13 protein-coding genes are annotated in these 18,835 nt (G+C 67.3%); 4 read left to right on the forward strand and 9 right to left on the reverse strand.

Features of this window, described 5'->3' with window-relative positions; genetic code table 11:
* Positions 1-44: 44 nt before the first annotated feature.
* The 4 genes from QC765_RS12190 to QC765_RS12205 form a co-directional block, all read right to left on the reverse strand.
* Positions 45-677 (reverse strand): TetR/AcrR family transcriptional regulator, encoded by a 633-nt coding sequence (locus QC765_RS12190; RefSeq protein ID WP_278314714.1) that lies wholly within the window; start codon positions 675-677, stop codon positions 45-47.
* Entirely contained in the window at positions 674-2,446 is a 1,773-nt protein-coding gene (locus QC765_RS12195; RefSeq protein WP_278314715.1) for an N-acyl-D-amino-acid deacylase family protein, read from the reverse strand. The genes QC765_RS12190 and QC765_RS12195 overlap by 4 nt, the downstream gene beginning before the upstream one ends.
* A gap of 709 nt (positions 2,447-3,155) precedes the next feature.
* Positions 3,156-5,135: a hypothetical protein gene (locus tag QC765_RS12200; RefSeq protein ID WP_278314716.1), complete on the reverse strand. Its 1,980-nt coding sequence runs from the start codon at positions 5,133-5,135 to the stop codon at positions 3,156-3,158.
* A gap of 27 nt (positions 5,136-5,162) precedes the next feature.
* Positions 5,163-6,386: an ATP-grasp domain-containing protein gene (locus QC765_RS12205; RefSeq protein WP_278314717.1), complete on the reverse strand. Its 1,224-nt coding sequence runs from the start codon at positions 6,384-6,386 to the stop codon at positions 5,163-5,165.
* Positions 6,387-6,600: 214 nt separating this feature from the next.
* Between QC765_RS12205 and QC765_RS12210 the strand changes: the two genes are divergently transcribed.
* Positions 6,601-8,748, forward strand: a complete 2,148-nt coding sequence (locus tag QC765_RS12210; RefSeq protein ID WP_278314718.1) for a RecQ family ATP-dependent DNA helicase — start codon at positions 6,601-6,603, stop codon at positions 8,746-8,748.
* A 19-nt stretch (positions 8,749-8,767) separates the two neighbouring features.
* On the opposite strand, the gene QC765_RS12215 is transcribed toward QC765_RS12210, so the two are convergent.
* Positions 8,768-9,400, reverse strand: coding sequence for an MBL fold metallo-hydrolase (locus tag QC765_RS12215; RefSeq protein WP_278314719.1), 633 nt, complete (start codon positions 9,398-9,400; stop codon positions 8,768-8,770).
* A 50-nt stretch (positions 9,401-9,450) separates the two neighbouring features.
* On the opposite strand from QC765_RS12215, the gene QC765_RS12220 reads away from it, so the two are divergent.
* The gene (locus QC765_RS12220; RefSeq protein ID WP_278314720.1) at positions 9,451-10,062 is read left to right on the forward strand and encodes a TetR/AcrR family transcriptional regulator; all 612 of its coding nucleotides are present in this window, start codon (positions 9,451-9,453) and stop codon (positions 10,060-10,062) included.
* Between the two features lie 260 nt (positions 10,063-10,322).
* Here the strand turns inward: QC765_RS12220 and QC765_RS12225 are convergent, their stop codons facing one another.
* Positions 10,323-11,264, reverse strand: a complete 942-nt coding sequence (locus tag QC765_RS12225; protein ID WP_278314721.1) for a DUF3048 domain-containing protein — start codon at positions 11,262-11,264, stop codon at positions 10,323-10,325.
* 256 nt (positions 11,265-11,520) lie between these two features.
* Between QC765_RS12225 and QC765_RS12230 the strand changes: the two genes are divergently transcribed.
* Entirely contained in the window at positions 11,521-13,092 is a 1,572-nt protein-coding gene (locus QC765_RS12230) for an SLC13 family permease (RefSeq protein ID WP_278314722.1), read from the forward strand.
* 11 nt (positions 13,093-13,103) lie between these two features.
* Here the strand turns inward: QC765_RS12230 and QC765_RS12235 are convergent, their stop codons facing one another.
* Complete coding sequence (locus QC765_RS12235) at positions 13,104-14,687, reverse strand: GMC family oxidoreductase (RefSeq protein ID WP_278314723.1); 1,584 nt, start codon at positions 14,685-14,687, stop codon at positions 13,104-13,106.
* Between the two features lie 29 nt (positions 14,688-14,716).
* A complete protein-coding gene (locus tag QC765_RS12240) occupies positions 14,717-16,402 on the reverse strand; it encodes an aldehyde dehydrogenase family protein (RefSeq protein WP_278314724.1) in 1,686 nt (561 codons plus the stop codon).
* 254 nt (positions 16,403-16,656) lie between these two features.
* On the opposite strand from QC765_RS12240, the gene QC765_RS12245 reads away from it, so the two are divergent.
* The gene (locus QC765_RS12245) at positions 16,657-18,234 is read left to right on the forward strand and encodes a BCCT family transporter (protein WP_278314725.1); all 1,578 of its coding nucleotides are present in this window, start codon (positions 16,657-16,659) and stop codon (positions 18,232-18,234) included.
* A gap of 136 nt (positions 18,235-18,370) precedes the next feature.
* Here QC765_RS12245 and QC765_RS12250 read toward each other — a convergent pair whose 3' ends face one another.
* Entirely contained in the window at positions 18,371-18,769 is a 399-nt protein-coding gene (locus QC765_RS12250) for a DUF2237 family protein (RefSeq protein ID WP_278314726.1), read from the reverse strand.
* Positions 18,770-18,835 lie beyond the last annotated feature (66 nt).

Below are 18,835 nucleotides of genomic sequence, written 5' to 3' on the forward strand. Positions count from 1 at the left end.
GGGGTGGCCCTGGTCGGCGGTGGCGACCCAGCCTTGCGGGCTAGTCACCCTGAGGTCTTGGGCTGGAGACCCAGCAGGCGGCCCAGGACGGTCCCGATCGTGTCGCCTGGAACGCTGCCCGGATCGGCGAGCTCTTCGATGGCGAGGCCGTTGTTCAGGGCCAGCATGGTGAGCATGAGAGTGCGCGCGGAGACGGCTGAGTTCGAGCCCCAGCTGCTGAGCGCTTCCTCGGCCAGCTCGGTCAGTTGCTGGTGGTAGTCGCGGCGCTTCTTGACCCATCGCTCGCGTAGCTCGGCGTCGCGGGCGGCACGAAGCCAGAACTCGGTGAACAGCAGCTGCCATTCGCGGCTCTGCTGCATCGCGGCGGTAAGGCGCTGACCGGCTTCGAGCGCGGTCGCCTCGTTGACGACGGTGAGGTCGGCCTGGCCGAGGATTTCGCGTACTGCGGCGATGCGGCCGGTCACCTGCTGGTCGAAGAGCTCGAAGAACAGGTCGTCCTTGCTCGCGAAGTTGGAGTAGAGCGCGCCGGTGGTGAACCCGGCGGTGGCCGCGACGTGTTGCATGCTGGCTCCGGCGAAGCCGCGCTCGGCGAACACCGTGGAGGCCGCTCGCAGGAGCCGGTCGCGCACCTCGGAGCGGGGCGTCCGGCGGTTGATGGGGGCTGGGGCTGGCTTCATGATGGTCCTCCTGCGGCCGCCTGTGCCAGTCCTGCCCGCAGGAAGGAGCCGGAGCGTCGCGTCGTGCCGAACCCATCGGCAAAGGTTCCGTACTGGTAGGCGAGTTGACCGCCCACGATGGTCGCGGCCACGGCGCCATCGTTGCGGTTGACCATTCGAGCGACGCCCCCGAGCCCGTCGAGGACGGCTTCGGCGTAGTCGGCCGAGGCTTGCGAGAGCCCTGCGGGGTCGATGACGGCGATGTCGGCTCGGTCCCCCAGGCGGAGAGTGCCGGCGTCCAGGCCGTACCAGTCGCCGAGCTCGCCGGTGAGCCGGTGCACGGCGCGTTCGAGGCTGAGGAACTCGTGGCCTTTCTCGGCAGACTCCTTGACCCGCTTCAGCAGCCGAAGGCCGGCGTTGTAGAACGCCATATTGCGCAGGTGGGCGCCGGAGTCCGCGAAACCCATCTGGATCTGGGGGTTGCTCGCGATCTTGTCGAGCACGTCGGGACGGTGGTTGGCGATCGTCGTGCGCCAGCGCAAGGCAGCGCCATGGGCGACCACTAGGTCAATGAAGGCGTCAGCGGGATGAATGCCCCGATCCTGGGCGACGCGGCCGAACGACTTGCCGATCACCTCGGCATCCGGGCAGCTGACGATGTCGGCGTCGAACAGGTCGCGGTGCCAGAGCTTCGGACCGAACCTGCGCTCGATGTCCTTGCGGAACTGGCGGCGGTAGGCCTCGGAGTCCACGAGCTTGCCGCGCTCGACCACGTCGCGCACATTGAGAGCCGCGGCGCCGGAGCCGAACTCCTCGAAGACGACCAGGTCGATCCCATCGGCGTACACCTCGAACGGCACCGGCAGGTGCTGCCAGCGCAAGTCCGAGGCGAGAACCCGGTTCAGCAATGCCGTCGCCTTGGTCACCAACCAGATCAGCTTCGGGTCTGCCTTGAGATCAGCTGCGGTGAGCATCGTGGTCTTCAACGGCGCCCTACCTCGACCAGCGCTCTGGGCGAAGAACTTGCCGACCTCGGCCTTGCGGGCAGCGTTGGGCGTGCACTGGTGCACACCCCCGCGGTCTCGGAGAACGCGGTTGAGCGCGCGGTACTCTCGCCAGGTCGCGTAGGTGGAGGGTAGTTGGCGCGCGGGGTAGCGCACGCCCTCCAGCTTCGAGAACGAACTTCTGATGGTCGACAGTCCCACGAACCCGGCGTCGAGCGCATCGGCCAGCATCGCGCGCATCCGGTCCAGTTCCGCGGGAGTCGGGCGCTCGCCTGGATCGGTGGCCCGGTCCAGGCCCATGACCGCCGCGCGGATGTCGGAGTGGCCGATGAACGCCGCGACGTTGGGGCCTAGCGGCCGAGACTCCAGTGCCTCCACGTAGCGATGTGGATTGGTCCAGGTCTGGTTCTCCTTGACCGCTGAGTGGACAGCGTCCCACGGCAGGGCCTCGACGCGCGAGAACAGGTCCGCGCAGTCGTCGGGGGAGGCATACACAGTGGAGAGGGAGCAGTTCCCGAAGACCACGGTCGTGACGCCGTGCCGCACCGATTCGGAGAGCCCGGGGGCAACCAGCACCTCGGCGTCGTAGTGGGTGTGGACGTCGATCAGGCCCGGCATCACCCACAGTCCCTCAGCGTCGACGACCACCGCTCCCTCCGTCACCAAGGGCTCAGCGCTGATCGCCGCCACCCGTCCCGCGCGTACTCCCACGTCGCGGATCGCCGGTCGAGCACCGGTTCCGTCGAAGAAGCATCCGCCCCGGATCACCAGATCGAAACCATCCATGACGCTGTCACCCCATTTCGATAATACTGATTACTCAGTAATGAATAGTATCGACAGTTGCCTGGGGCGTCAATGGCGCCATCCGGCCGGGCCTCCCGAGCCGCCGCGCGCGGGGTGGCTGGCGGCTCGCGCGCGGCGGCTCGGGGCTCGCGGGCGGTGGCCGGTGGCTGGCTGGGCGCGGTAGTGGAAGCTTTTCCCCCTCTGAGGCGGAAAAGCTTCCACTACCGGAGTCGTCGTGCCTCGTGCTCGCCCGGTCGGCCGAGTCCGATCGTGTAGCGCAGGCAGCTCGGGGCGGCCCCAGTGCGTGGCGCTTCTCCGGCGATCCAGTTGCACCGAGCTGCCACCCTTCGCGCTATGAGACCACGGTTGGCACCGAGCGACCACGGCTGTGTCCGTGGCTGATCCGCGCAAGGGTGGCCAACGTCGGCCACGGGTGGCTGGAATCTTCAATGCACGCGCCCGGAAACGGGCGCGCCCAATCTCTGCGGGATGCCCGCGGCTAGTCGCCTACGTTCTCGGCGGGGTCAGGACCCGCCCTGCTCCGGCAGTGGATACTTTTCCCCTCTGAGGCGGAAATTGTTTCCACTGCCCGAGCGCCTGTGCCCGAGCGCCTGTGCCCGAGCGCCAGCACCCGCGCCCTGGTACAGGCATGAAAAGGAGCAGGAGGCACGACGCTCGCCGTGCCCCCTGCTCCTTGTGCCTCTAGCTATCAGACGCGGTCGCCGGCCCAGCTGCCGATGGCCATCTCACGCACCGCGACGATCTCCTCCTCGGGCACGGGAAGCGTGCCCAGGGTTCCGGCGGGATCGTCGTGGAAGATGTAGAGCCGGGAGATCATCTCGCGGAACGGCAGCGACGCCTCGCCGTATCGCTCGCCGTGGCCACTGGTGGAGACCACGACGCCGTTGCCCCAGTTCTGGCCGCTGTCGTTGTTGGGGTTGTAGAAGTAGACGCGCATCTCGCCGTCCTGGTCGAGGGCGACACGGATGATGGTGATGGCGTGCCAGCCCACGAACTTGGCGGTGGAATCGGTGACGGCGAGGCCTGCCGGCTGGGGGTGGATGAGCGGCTGGTTGCCGTTGTACACCGGGTGGCAGGAAGCGTAGAAGGCGCGGATGTAGTCGTCGAAATCGCTCAGCTTCCCGCTCTCGATGTCCACGGCGATGCGGAACTCGCGGCCGACCCACCAGCCGTGGAACTCGGGGTTGATCCAGCGATGCGGATCCTCGCCCCGCTCGTTGCACATGCGCCCCATCTCGTTGTAGATGCGATCGAGGTGAGGCACGAGCACGGTGGATACGGGGTCAGTATCGAGGATCGCAGCCGTGGCGAGGCCGCGAGGCAGCTCGTCGGACTGGATCGGTGTTCCCTCGAAGTGCATGAGCACGGAGTCGAGCCGGGTGGCTTGATACAGCACGTTCAGCAGGTAGGCGGGGTCACTGTAGGACCACATGGACAGGGCCCGGGCCGACTGGCACGTGGGGTTGTTTCCCTGGCCGATGCCGAGCGGCTGGCCGAGCACGAGGATGGTCCCGGCGAGCAGGAACACCCGTGGTGGATGGGCGTCACCAAAGGTGGCCGTAATGGCAGCCGCAGCGCGCCCGCATGGTTGCAGCGCGATCTGGCGCCATAGCCCGGGCGCGATGGGTGGCGAGTAGAGGATGCCGCGCTCGAGCAGGTTGACGAGCCCGTAGAGGGCTTGCGCGGTCCCCGGATGGATCGCTTCCCGGATCAGCGCGTGCACGAGATCGGTGTAGCACTGCAGCACGTCCTGGCCGGTGATGCTCAGGCCGAGGGCGGCGGACAGGAGCGTGCCGTAGCCGTTGTCGAGCAGCCACCGCACGAGGGCCACGTGGTAATCGGAGACGAGGCCAGTGTCGAGCATGGCTCGCGCCATGCCGGTGGCTTCCTGCTGCAGCCCGGCCTGGTCGATGGATTCGAGGCGTTCCCGGTAGGTGTCGAGGCCGGGATCGTCGCGGCAGGCCTGGGTGGGGCCGAACAGGGCACTGATCAGCCGATCAGCTCCGAGCCTGGCCTCGCCCACTCCGCTACTGCTGCTGGCGAGGGTGATGGCGATCTGAGTGATCATCGACTTCACATGACCGACCTGCACGGGCCTCTGCGCGAGGATGCGCCAGATCTCGTCGATGAGGCTCGTGAGGATGTCATCGAACCCGATGTGCGCGACGAGGAACTGGAACAGATCGGTGACAGCCCCGTCGAGCGGGCGCGCCTGCACGCGCGCCGCCTCGGTCATGTCGCCGAAAAGCCGCTCGAGATTCATCGCGAGCACTTGGGTGAGGAAGTGCCGTGCCTGATCAGGCGGCAGGTCGGAATGATGCGCATTGCCGGTGGCGACGGCGAGCAGCCGCAGCTCGCTGAGGCATTCGAGCGTCACCGTGCGCGCATACCCATCCCGGAAGGTCGAATTGACCAGGCCGGGCAGCAGGGCGCTGGGGTTGTTCCAGTCAGTCCCGGCGAACAGTCCGGCCTCGTCCAGCCGCGTGGCCCGCTCGTACAAGGCCTCGATGCCTCCAGCCCGAACGAGGATGCGCTTTGCGACGTCGAGCACGGCGGACTGCGATGATTCCTTGCCGAACCGTCCTGCCCGCTCCAGGCGCGCCGCCGCATCGTCAAGCTTGCCGCAGAGGCCTGGAAGGGCAGGATCGGTAGCGGTGGCGGCGCTCACCAGCGGCACCCCCACCGGCTTTGGCTGTCACACATAGAAATCGAGTTCCTCCTGCTTGGTGAGCAGCTCGCGCATCTCTTCCGGGTCCTCGCCGAAGAAGTACACCAGGCCCCAGTGCGTGCCGAACGCCGACCGCTTGGTCACCTTGTTCTCCCGCGGTGCCACGAGCTCGTGGTAATCAAAGTACTCGTGGTTCTCGGTCTCCTCGGGGATTTCCAGGTCGCTGACGACGCGACGCCGCGGATACACGCCGAAGCAGCCGGCATGGCCCTTGGCGTCCACCACAGGCTGCGGGAAGAACGCTTCGATCTCTTCCTCGGTGGTCTTGGGGTCGAACATCAGCACGAGCGCCTGGTAGGCGTTGAAGCCGTAGCTGCGCTCGAGCAGCTCGAAGACCTTGAAGCCCGGTGGCCGGTAGGCGACCTCGCCGAAGTACATCTTGCCGTCGCTGGTGACGAAGTACTCGGGGTGGATGAAGCCGAAATCGATGTCGAAGGTCTCGATGAGCTTCTCGATCTCCTCGATGATGCGGGGCCGCCACTTCTCGAGCTCGGGGCTAGCGGGAACGAAGACCGAGTAGCCCAGCTTCACGTACTCCGAGATGTTGAGGAAGCGGATCTTGCGGTCCTGGACCCACGCCTCCACCGCGAACTCCCAGCCATCGAGGTGGCTCTCGAGCAGGGCGGGGAACTCGTCGTCGTTGATGCCCGCGACGTCCTCGACGGTCCGGACCACGCGATGCCCCAGGCATCCAGCCTTGTCGAAGGCCTTGAGGTGGATGGGGTCGTTCGGGTCGCCATCGAGCTTGAGCAGGGTCTGGTTGACACGCTTGAGGAAGCGCACCACATCGTCGCGGTCATGCGCCTCTTCGAAGATGCCCACCCGGATGCCACCGAGCTGAGCGCGCCGCTTCATCAGCGCCTTGTCGCGGAAGAGCATCGCCTGCCCGTGCAGCCGCGGGTTGTGCTGCAGGACGGCATTGATCGCGCCCGCCCACTCGACGGTCTCCTCGAAGAGCGGGATCGCCACGTCCACGCCCATGTCCTTGAGGGTCTGCGCGATCTCCATCGACCGGTCGTTCAAGCGCTCGAAGTTCCACGGCACGAACGGGATGTCGTTCTGCTTCGCATAGTCCTCGGCCCACTCCGGGGCGACTACAACGTAACGACGATCGAATCGATCCAGGGCGTCGATCGCATTCAGCGTCCACCCCAGAATCGCTACATAACCCTTGTTCGGGTCCTTCTCCATGAAATAACTCCTAGCTCCGTGGCTCGCGTGTCGGATCCAGCCGTGGCCACAGGGCCACCGCTAGCGAGGCCTATCCCGCCCGCGCCACGGGCCAGACGGGAAGGAACAAGCCTCCCGCGAATCCCACCTTGCCACTGTTCTGTGAAGCGCGCCACCATTACCCGCCGACCCGGCCCGCTGGCTTCCCCGCCGCCGCGACGGCACCATGGTGACCATGCCCGCCCCCAGCAATGCCGCCACCTCGACCGCTGCGACCCCCGATCTCCGCGAGCATGCCGAGCGGCTCCTGACTGACCTCGCTGGCCCCGCGGCCCGGTTGCGCGACGACCAGTGGACAGCCATCGAGGCGCTGGTCGTGCAGCGGCGACGGGTGCTCGTGGTGCAGCGCACCGGGTGGGGAAAGTCGGCGGTGTACTTCCTGGCGGCAAAGCTTCTGCGCGCCCAGGGGCTAGGCCCTTCCGTCATCGTTTCCCCCCTTCTCGCGCTCATGCGCAACCAGGTCGAGGCGGCGGGGCGCGCGGGCGTGCGGGCAGCGACGATCAACTCCGGCAACATGACGGAGTGGTCGGCTATTCATGGCAGCATCGCCGCCGGCGAGATCGACGTGCTGCTCGTCAGCCCGGAGCGGCTGAACAATCCTGACTTCCGCGATCAGGTGCTCCCCCACCTGGCCGAGGACGCGGGGATGGTCGTCGTCGATGAGGCGCATTGCGTGTCGGACTGGGGGCATGATTTCCGGCCGGACTATCGCCGCATCCGCACCCTGGTGGCTGGCCTGCGGGGCGATGTGCCGGTCCTGGCCACCACCGCCACCGCCAATGACCGCGTGGTCGCCGATATCGCGGCACAGCTCGGCGTAGCAGGCAGTTCCAGCGCAGGCAGCAACGAGGATGGCGCGCTCGTGCTGCGGGGCAGCCTCGATCGCGAATCGCTGCACCTGTCGGTGGTCGACGTGGGTGCTGGCGCGGACCGGGCGGCCTGGCTCGCGCAGCATCTCGGTGAGCTGCCGGGCAGCGGGATCATCTATTCGTTGACGGTTTCCGCGGCGGAGGACCTCGCGACGGTGCTGGGCGAGCATGGCCATGAGGTCGCGGCCTACACCGGCCGCACTGATCCAGCGGAGCGCGAGGCCCTGGAAGCCGATCTGCTAGCGAACCGGGTGAAGGCGCTGGTGGCGACGTCCGCGCTGGGCATGGGCTTCGACAAGCCTGATCTTGGATTCGTGGTGCATGTCGGCTCGCCGTCCTCGCCGATCTCCTACTACCAGCAGGTGGGGCGCGCGGGCCGCGCGGCGCAGCGCGCGGAGGTGCTGCTGCTGCCGGGGGCCGAGGACAGGCGGATCTGGGAATACTTCGCGTCGGTGTCGTTCCCGCCCGAGGACACGGTGCGCGGTGTCCTGGCTGCCCTCGATGGCGAGCGTCCGCTGTCGACGGCAGCGCTGGAGCCGCGGGTGGACTTGTCGCGGTCGCGGCTGGAGATGGTGCTGAAGGTCCTGGACGTGGATGGCGCGGCCCGGCGGGTGAAGGGCGGCTGGGTCGGCACGGGGCAACCGTGGAGCTATGACACCGAGCGATATGGGCGCCTCGCGGAGGCACGGCAGCGCGAGCAACAAGCAATGCTTGATTACCTCACCACCTCGCAATGCCGCATGGTGTTCCTGCGCCGGCAGCTCGATGATCCCGACCTGGGGGCCGCGCCGGAAGGCTGCGGACGATGCGACAACTGCGCCGGCGCCCGGTTCGCCGCGACGATCGACGACACGCTGCGCCGCGCCACCCGCGAGACACTCGATAGGCCCGGGGTCGTGCTCGCGCCGCGACGGCAATGGCCCACAGGCATGACCACGCTTGGGATCGACCTCTCGGGCAGGATCAAGGACGGTCCCGAGCCTGGCCGGGCGATAGGCCGCCTCACTGATCTCGGGTGGGGGCCACGCTTGCGCTCCGTTCTCGATGCGGGAGATGGCGAGGCACCCGAAGCGCTCGTGGCCGCGGCGATCGAGGTGCTCAAGGCCTGGGAGTGGCTGGAGCGGCCAACTGCGGTCATCGCACTGGGCGCGGGCAGCCATCCTCGCCTGGCTGCAACGTTCGCATCGCGCCTGGCGAGCATCGGACGGCTCCGGGATCTCGGCGCCCTCCCGCTGCGCCCCGGAGCCTCTTTGCCAGTGGCACAGAACTCGGCGTTCCGCGTGGCCGCGCTGCATGACGCCTGGGACGTGTCCGGGGTGCCCGAGGTCGACGGCCCGGTCCTGCTTGTCGATGCGGTCTCCGATACGGGATGGACGCTCACTCTCGCGGCGCGCGCGCTCCGGAACGCTGGCGTCCCTGCCGTGCTGCCCCTGGCCATCGCGACCACGAGCTAGTGGGCTAGGAGCGCGGTGGCTAGGAGCTAGGTGGCTGGGCCAATCCGCGGCGCGCTTGCTCGATATGCTCCGACCAGGGCCGATCCAGCGTCATCACGCCGCTGTCGCCGCCGAAGGCGCTCGAGATGACGATGTCGGGCTCGAGCCGGGCGAGCGCGGCGAGCGTCTCGTCCAGCGCGGCCCGGTCGCTGTGGCCAGGGATGTAGCCCGCCGTCCACGACCCGTTCCGCAGATACACCGTGTCTCCGGTGAAAAGGTACTTCCCGCCGTCGCCGTGCGCGAGGTAGCAGGTGCTGCCCGGCGTGTGCCCGGGTGAGGGAATCACCTCGAGGAGGTTCCCAGCAGCGTGCGCATCGGTGAATGGATCGTCCACGGTCACCCCGGCGAGGTGAGCCTCCGAGGCGTGCAGGTGCAGAGTGGATCCGAAGCGCTCCTTGATGGTCCTGAGCGATGGCGCGATCTCGTCCTGATGACTGAGATAGTGGTGCGCCACCCCGCCGAGCGTGGCCATATGGTCGAGCTCGTCCTCATGAGTCGTGTTGTAGAACAACACATTGCCCATCGCCGACGTCCAAAGGTAGGCGTGGGTGGTCAGCCCTGGGAACGGTTGCTCGGTCTCGGTCTCCCAGAGATCTGGCTGGATTTGCTTCATCGCGGCCTCCATTCCGTTACATTACGTATTGTAACGCTATACTGGCAGTCATGACCACCCCCACTGGGCGTCCGCGCGACCGCCATATCGATGCCGCGATCCTGACCGCAACCCTGGGACTGCTTGCTGAGCGCGGATACCTGGACCTGTCGCTCGAAGACGTTGCCCAACGCGCGGGGACCTCGCGGCCGGCCATCTATCGGCGGTGGCCAGGGCGCGCGCCTCTCGCGCTCGCCGCCATCGCGGACCGGCTCGACACGCCGCCACCCCCGGACACCGGCTGCACACTGTGCGATCTCGGCGAAGGCATCGAGGTGTTCCTCGCCGCGTACCGCACGATCCGCCCCGACGTCCTGAGCTCGGTCTTCGCCGACTGCTCCGCCGACCCAGGCCTGCGAGAACGCTACATCGAAGCCATCGTCGAACCACCGCGGCGGGCAGTCGCGCAGACCATCGACCAAGCGATAGAGCGCGGCGACATCCGCCCGGACGCGGACCGCGACAGCCTCCTCGATCTCCTGGCCTCGATCGTCCACTACCGCGCCGTCTTCCAGTCCCGCCACCTCTCCGAAGGCGAGGCGTCCGCGGTCATCGAGACCCTGCTGCGCGGCGCCGCCGTCGACTACTCCGCACTCGTGGAGCACAGCGCGGCGCACCACTGACCGGTTCCGCTCCCCGTCATTCTTGGGGCGGGCTCGTGCATCCTCCGAAAAGAGTTGTCCGCATCGCGGTGCGGGAGCGCCTGCCGTGCAAAAGCTGCACTGATCGCGGGCCGCGCGGGCTCGCGCAGTACCGCTGCGCGCGAATGGGCGGACGTGGCTCGTCTGCATTGATCATGGACACGCTCAATACGACGTACCGGTCATGCCGCGCGGTTCCACTCGCCGCGCACTGTGACGGGCGACACATCCATCTCTTGTTGCTACGCGTCCGGGACGAGAAAGATCCAGGTCTTGCCGTCCGCAAGCGGAAGATCCCGGCCTGTCGAGCTAGCGAACCGGAAAGGATCGGTCGCCGACGGGCGCACCCACCGTCCCTCGAATCTCTGACCGCCGCGAAGGATCGTCGCGTCGCCTGATCCCGTGCTGCGCGCCTCCGGTGAGCCGAGCAGGCCATCGCGGACAGGTACCCGCGCAACGACGATGTTCTCGACCGCGAGCTCGCCAGCATCCATGGTCGTGAACGGCTGCCCATCGATCGTGATCGCCCACGCCGTGGCCCGATCGTCCCAGGTGAGCTGGTAGGCCGCGCGCTCATACACAACATCCTCGGCAGCAGCGGGCTCCCCTCCGCCGGGCAGCGGACCCGTCTCCACCAGCGGCCGTTCGGGGGCCGCCCCAGGCTGGGGCAGATCGCTTGGTCGCACGTACAGGTTGTGCGGTGCGGCCCGGGAGGGATCGCGGAAGTAGGCGCCCGCCGCGCTGGCCTCGGTGGCGTTGATCAACGGCGCATCGTTGAAGCGCTCGAGCACTTCCCGGGCCGCGCCGGAGTACGCGAAGGTCGGTTCCCCGAACTGCCGCAGCAGGTCGAGGTCGGTGATGCGCGCGCTGCGCACCGGCCCCACCACCTCCGGGAACGGGGCCTCGAGCACAGCCATCAGGCGCGTCAATCCCCCTTCCACGGGCTCCACGATCACCAGCGATGCATCCTGCACGCCGGACTGGGGCCGCGCGGCCGCGACATTATCGATCTTGACCACCACGACCGGCGACTGCGGAGCGGGCGCCACCGTGGACGGCGCCGTTGTCGCGGTGGCGGGTGCCGACGTGGCAGGCACATCGATCGGGCCCTGGCCGCACGACGCCATAGCCAGCACACCCATCAAACCCGCCGCCGCAGCGGCCCCACGCGCAACCCGGAGCATGCGACATTCCTACCAGGTCCGCGGCCGATGGGCCGTCGCCCGCGATGGGTGTCGGCGGGCGGGTTTAGCCAGGCAGAGGCAAAAGCACCGGATGCCGCCAAACGCGATAGATGCCACCTGCCTTCCTGGGCGGCTTCTATCGCGTTTGCACCTTGACCCGCGGCCGAGCGGTGGATCTGGCTGCAGTTCAACACCACCGCGCGCTTTGTTCACGATTCCGGTCACGCCCGGCCCGCTGCCGTTTCACGATGGTGTCATGACGAGCACGCAGTCCACGCCTTCCGTCACGCAGGTCACGCCGTCGCCTGGTCGCTTGTGGGCGGGCAGGTTTGGTGGCCCGGCGCTCGCCCTCATCACCTACTTCGCGATACCGGACCACCCTGATCTCTCGGTGGCCGGGCGCACGGTCGCGGCGGTCGCGGTCCTGATGGCGGTGTGGTGGATGACGGAGTCCCTGCCGCTTCCAGCGACAGCGCTAGTGCCGATCGTGGCGTTCCCGCTGCTCGATGTATTGCCGATCGGCGAGGCAACGGCACCCTATGCGTCGCCGACGATCTTCCTGTTCATGGGTGGGTTCATGATCGCTCTGGCGATGCAGCGGTGGGGCCTTCATCGGCGCATCGCGCTGCACACGGTGCGGGTGGTGGGCACGCGGCCCCGCCAGATCGTGCTGGGCATGATGGTGGCGACAGCGTTCCTGAGCATGTGGGTGTCGAACACGGCGACGACATTGATGATGCTGCCGATCGCAGTGTCCGTGCTTGCCCTGGTTGCTAGCGATGACGCGGAGGCCGGCCCGGCCGCGGCGATGGCGGATCGTGACACGCGGAACTTCGCGGTGGGACTGATGCTGTCGATCGCGTACGCGGCGTCGGTGGGCGGGCTGGCGACGATCATTGGTAGCCCACCGAACGCGATCATGGTGGCGTTCGTGGAGGAGGAGTACGGGATCTCGATCAGTTTCGCTGATTGGATGAAGATGGGCCTGCCGCTGACGGTCGTGTTCCTGGTGATCGTGTGGGTGCTGCTGACGCGGGTGATCTTCCGGAGCGGGCTGACGGAGATCGCGGGCGGGCGGTCGATGATCCGCTCGCAGTTGTCGGGATTGGGCTCGATGTCGCGGGGCGAGTGGAACGTGCTCGTTGTGTTCGTGGTGGCGGCGCTCCTGTGGGTGTTCCGCGAGCCGCTCGCCGAGGTGGATGTGCTGGTCTCCGCGTTGCCTTTCCTGGCGAACCTGTCCGATCCGGCGATCGCGATCGGGGCCGCGCTGCTGCTGTTCCTGCTGCCCGCGGAGCACCGCCAGCCCGACGATGAGAACGGCGCGGCGGAATGGGTGTCCACGCTGGATTGGAAGACCGCGCAGACGGGCATCCCGTGGGGCGTGCTGCTGCTGTTCGGCGGCGGGCTCAGCCTGGCCGGGGCCGTCTCGGGCACGGGCCTCGATGAGTACATCGGTTCCCAGGTGAGCGGCCTCGGCGCGCTTCCCATCGTGCTGATCGTGGCGGGCGTGTGCGCGATCGTGCTGCTGCTGACGGAGCTGACCTCGAACACTGCTACCGCGGCGACGTTCCTGCCGGTATTGGGTGGCGTGGCGCTGGGGATCGGGCTCGATCCGATGCTGCTGCTCGCCCCGGCCGTGCTCGCTGCTTCCTGCGCGTTCATGCTGCCCGTGGCGACACCGCCGAACGCCATCGTGTTCGGATCAGGTCATGTCACGATCGGGCAGATGATGCGGGCCGGGATCTGGCTGAACATCATCGGCGTCGTGCTCATCACCGTGCTGGTGTACGCGCTGGGCGGCTGGGCGCTCGGCATCGAGTTCGGGTAGCGCGCCTCCCTCTACCCCGCGATCAGGTCGGCGGCCTTCTCGCCGATCATGACGCTGGGCGCGTGGGTGTGTCCGCGGATGATGGTCGGCATGATGGAAGCATCGGCGATGCGGAGATTGTCCACTCCGCGCACGCGCAGCTCGGGATCGACGACGCTGTGGTCGTCGCGGCCCATGCGGCAGGTGCCAACGGGATGGTAGAGGGTGTGCGCGTAGTGCTCGAGGCACATCTCGAGGATCTCGTCGAGTGGCGTGCCGGGCGCGACGAGGGGCTGCAGGTGGCCGCCGAGGTGCTGGGCGAGCGGAGCCGTGCCGGCGATGGTGGCACACCGCCGGATGCCCGCCATGATCGCGGCGCGGTCGTATCCTTCCTCGTCGCTGAGGTAGCGCGGGTCGATCAGCGGCTTGGCGAGCGGGTCCGATGAGCTGAGGGTGATGTCGCCGCGGCTGCGCGGGGTGAGCAGCACGGTGCCGAGCGAGGCGCAGTGGCCGTCGTGCTCGAAAAGACCTTCGCGGAGGAACGGCGCGGGCCCGAAGAGCAGCTCGAGATCGGGCAGCTCGAGGCTGTCGTTGCTACGGACGAAGCCGTAGGCCTCGGCGACATTGGAGGTGAGCATGCCACGCCGTGCGGCGAGGTAGGAGATGAGCTGACGCGGCGTCTCGGCGTCGGCAAGGGTGTTGCCGTCGGCCTCGTAGGAGAGGATGGCCACAAGGTGGTCCTGGAGGTTTCGCCCGACCTCGGGGCTGTGGTGCTGCACAGCGATGCCGTGGTGGGTGAGCTGGTCGGCGTCACCGATGCCGGAGAGCATGAGCAGCTGGGGCGTGTTGATGGCTCCGCCACTGAGGATGATCTCCCGCCCGGCATGGATCTCGCAGTGCTGGCCCTGGTGGAGGTAGTCGACGCCGGTCGCGCGGGAGCCGGTGAAGCGGATGCGGGTGGCTTGCGCGCCAGTGATGACGGTGAGGTTGCGGCGCTTGATGGCGGACCGCAGGTAGGCGTCAGCGGTGCTGTGCCGTCCTCCGCGCTTCTGGGTGACCATCGTCTGGGTGAAGCCGTCGGGCTGGTACTGGTTGGCGCGCTCGAGGCGGTGGCCCAGGCTCGAGACGGCCTGCAGGTAGTCGTTGGTCAGGGGACGCGGGCTGCGCTGCCGAGAGACGTGGAGCGGGCCGCTGGTGCCGTCGCCGGGCGGGGTGGCGCCCTCGACGTTCTCGATGCGCTGGAAGTACGGCAGCACTTTCTGGAAGGACCAATCCGGGCCAGCGCTGGTTGCCCACTGGTCGTAGTCGGCAGCGTAGCCACGCACCCACATCATGGCGTTCATCGACGAGCTACCGCCGAGGGTCTTGCCCCGTGGCCAGTAGATCTTGCGCCCGGCGAGCCCGGGCTGAGCGGTGGTGCTGTAGTCCCAGTCGTACTCGCTGCGGAAGAGCTTGGAGAACGCGGCGGGGATGTGGATGAACTGGTTGTCGTCGGGCGGTCCGGCCTCGAGCAGCGCGACGGTTGTCCCGGGCTTCTCGCTGAGCCTCGCGGCGAGGGCGGCTCCGGCTGAGCCGGCACCAACGATGACGTAATCGACTGTGTTGCGCGTGCTCATTCTGCTGCTCCTCTAGTGCGCGGTCGGGGCTATCCGCGCAGGGCGGAGGCGAAGATTCCAGGCAGCTTGGCCCAGGATCGGTTGGCGGCGAAGGCGGTGAGCCGGCGCCCGGTGGTGGCGGCGGTGCGGTTGGTGACGAACCACGGCGGCCGGGGGCTGAGAGCAAGCTCGCCCCGCAGCAGTGAGCGGGGCGCGGGCCGGAACGGACCGGTGACGACGGTGCGCTCGGGCTCGGCGAGCAGCAGCGCGTTGTGCACGACCCCCATGCCGGACTGCACATCGTTGAGCGTGTGGCCGGGGAAGGCGCCCCAGGTGGCGCGGGCGGTGAGGTAGCCGACGCCCGTCCAGGCGTTGATGGCAATGGTGCCGTAGCGCAGCTCCTCGATCGCCGTGTCGAATCGCTCGCCGAGATCCTTGCGAGTAGCGGGGTGGATGATGATGTTCGCGCCCAGCGTTCCCGCGAGCTTCTCGTTGGCGAACTCGACTGCCGCGTCGAGATAGTCCGCGGCATTGCCGGGCAGCTCGGTCACGGCGAGGACGGGCGCGAAGTACTCGGTGGTCAGCGCGGGCGAGTCAGCCTTGACCCCCGGCGCCAGCACGCGGTCCCCGATGCGAGTGGACCCGGTGAGCGTGTCGAGCGCGGAAGTGACGCGGTCACCGCTTCCGGGGTAGTAGTCCGTGCGGGCGGGTGCCTCGCCGAGGACGGAGCGCACCTCGGCGAGGAACGCTTCCTTCTGCTTCCAGTCGGCCGGGACGACGAGAACCTGCGCGGCAATGCAGTTGTAGCCATTGTTGTGGAGCCGCTGGGTGACCACATGCTCGGCCTGGTAGCGCAGATCGGCGTCGCTCCATTCGCCGGGCACGACGATCACCGGGGAGACTCCACCGAGCTCGCTGCTGATCGGCTTGGTGAGCACCGGTTCATTGCTGGCCTTGCGACGGGCGCCTTCCTCGCCTGTGCCGAACACGATGGCGTCGTGGGTGGCGGCGCTGCCCGTCATGTGGATGTGGCCGATCTGCTCGTGGTGGGCGAGGTAGCCGCCCACGTCAGCACCACCGAGCACGATGCGGACCACGCCGAGATCGATGAGCGGGCGCAGTGCCTTCTCGAGCACGGGAAGCATCGGGTCGGTGATCGGGTTGAGCTTGAGGATCACCACGCGGTTATTGGCGAACAGGTCATAGAGCACATCGAGCGGCGCGATGGAGGTGATGTTCCCCGCGCCGAGGACCAGGCCGATTCCTGCTGTCTCGGTGGGAGTGCGCTGGGCTAGTCCAGCGGTGCGCATCGCGGTGTCCTGGTCGACCCCGGGACGCAGCCACACCTCGGCGCGGAAGCCGTTGAGCAGCAACGCGTTCGCGAGGTCGTACGGAAGCACATCGACGGCTACCCGCCCGCCGGGGCCGTCATGGACATGCTTGGCGCCGAGCGGGCTACGGCCCTGCTCCAGCGCCTGCAGGGACTCCCCGAGGGCGGCGGTGGCTGTGAGCACCGGGTAGGGCCCGGACATCCATTCCTCGCCGACGAGCGGTGAGTCCGCCGGGAGGCCCTTGATATGGGACGCGGCGGCCACCCATTCGTTCGCTGCGGCGGCCACGCTCGCATGAACTTGCTCCAGCAGTTCGCGACGCCTGCGCAGGGGTGTCGCGGACCAGAGCTTCTCCCCCGCCGCGAGCTCGTCGATCAGGGCGTCCAGGTGTGAGGGAATGGACATCGTCTACCTCATCTCGCCCCGGCCTGTGGCAAGGCCGGGTATCGCTGCATCGGTTTGCCGCAACGGTACTCCGGTTGGACCACGGCAGGGAGGACTTGGCCGCTGTGCCAGCGAGTCACGATTGAAAATCGTTCACGACGAAAACCGTGTGTTCCGGGTCACAGAGTGTCATGATTGATCTTGAGCAGTATGGACCCGAGAGCCTAGAGAGACAGAGCGATCTGACCACGCTACTTCGGTGAGGAAGTGCCGCCATGCTCAGGAAAATGCATGATCGACTCGGCTTGCAGACCGATCCCACGATTTTCTTCGTCTCTGGCGGACTGGTCCTGGGATTCGTCGTGCTCGCGATCGCGTTCACGGATTTCATTGATTCCATATTCACCGCGGCCCGGGACTGGCTGCTGACGTCCCTGGGCTGGTTCTACATCCTGGGCGTCACCTCGTTCCTGATCTTCCTCATCTGGATCGCGCTGAGCCGGTACGGCCATGTCCGGCTCGGTGGCGCCGACGAGAAACCGGAGTACAGCACCGCTACGTGGTTCGCGATGCTGTTCGCTGCGGGCATCGGTACGATCCTGATGTTCTGGGGCGTGGCCGAGCCGATCAGCCACTTCGCCAACCCGCCGCGCGCCGATGTGGAACCGGAGTCCCTGGCAGCCATGGAAGAGGCGATGGGCTTCACGCTCTATCACTTTGGCCTGCACACCTGGACGATCTTCTGCCTGCCCGCGCTCGCGTTCTCCTACTTCGTCTACAAGCGCGGACTACCGATGCGCGTGTCGTCGATCTTCTACCCCCTCCTCGGCGAGCGGATCCATAGCTGGCAAGGCAAGTCCATCGACATCCTCGCCGTCATCGGCACGCTCTTCGGTGTCGCCACCTCGATCGGCCTGGGCACCCTGCAGATCAACGCGGGCCTCAATAGCCTGTTCGGCGTGCCCATGGGCAAGCTCACGCAGGTCATCCTCATCGCGATCATCACGTTGATCGCGATCGGTTCGGTGGTGATGGGCCTCGACAAGGGCATCAAGCGGCTCTCCAACCTGAATATCACCATGGCGGTGGGGCTGCTCATCTTCATCTTCATCACCGGCTCCACGCTGTACCTTGCCAAGGGCATCATCGAGACCACCGGCACATACCTGGAATGGCTGGTGCCGCTCGCTTTCTGGACGGACGCCTCGAACGTCAACCCTGGCTGGCAGGGCAACTGGACGGTCTTCTACTGGGCGTGGACGATCACCTGGGCTCCCTTCGTCGGCATCTTTATCGCCCGCATCTCCAAGGGCCGCACCATCCGTGAATTCGTCGGTGGCGTCCTCGGCCTCCCGACCGCCTTCTCCATTGTCTGGTTCTCGATCTTCGGCCTCTCCTCGTTCGATATCGAGCGCAACCAGGAGGGCACGCTCGTGCGGGAGGTCGTCGAGGAGAATGACATACCCGGCGCCCTGTTCGCCTTCCTCCAGAACTTCCCGCTCACCACGTTCATCGCGTCGATCTCGGTGCTGATCGTGGTCATCTTCTTCACCACGTCATCGGACTCGGCGTCACTGGTGGTGGACATGCTGTGCACCGGCGAGTCGGAGTCCGGGCCCGTCCGCCAGCGCGTGTTCTGGGCAGCGCTCGAAGGCGTGGTCGGCGCCACCTTGCTCGCTGCGGCGGCCGGAACGAATGGGCTCGACGCCTTGCAGCAGGTGATCACGGTGATCGGATTGCCGTTCTTCCTGATCGGCTTCGTGATGATCTACAGCCTCGTCAAGGCCCTCAGCGAGGACCATGTGTCCACGGGCGCTCCAGTGCGCCAGCGAAAACACGCCGATCTGGAATAGCCGCAAGGCCTTGGTAGGCCTGCGCCTCCAACACAGCAGCCTTAGGCGCGAGAGAAGCCGCCCTCAGTCCGGGGCGGCTTCTCTCGCGCTTGGACGCATCCGGTGCTTTCGTCAGCTTCTGCCGCGGCGCACACGCCTAGGAAGGATCGCCGAGGCCGCTGATATCCCCCGGCACATCCACGGCGTGCTCGCGCAGCGCCTCGAGCGGCACAAGCTCGAGGACCCGCTCGTGCGAGGCGGCCAGCACGACCGGCGCCGCCACGCCGTCCTCCTGGGCGCGCAGCCAGTTCCGGGCCGTCACGCACCACCGATCCCCTGGCTGCAGGCCAGGAAAGCCATACTGCGGCATCGGGCGGGTCAGGTCGTTCCCGATCGACCGTTGATGATCAAGGAACTCACGGGTCATCACCGCGCAGATCGTGTGGCTGCCGATATCGTCGTCGCTGGTGTTGCAGCAACCATCGCGGAAGTAGCCGGTCACCGGATCGGTGCCGCATTCCTCCAGCGCGCTGCCGAGAACATTGTTTTCCGCCATGCCCCTCAGTATGCCGACGCCGCCCCGGCTGCAGTCGCCGCCGCGCTGTAGCGAAGTGACGGCGCG

The organism is Hoyosella levis, assembly GCF_026008515.1.
GTDB classification, from domain to species: Bacteria; Actinomycetota; Actinomycetes; order Mycobacteriales; family Mycobacteriaceae; genus Lolliginicoccus; species Lolliginicoccus levis.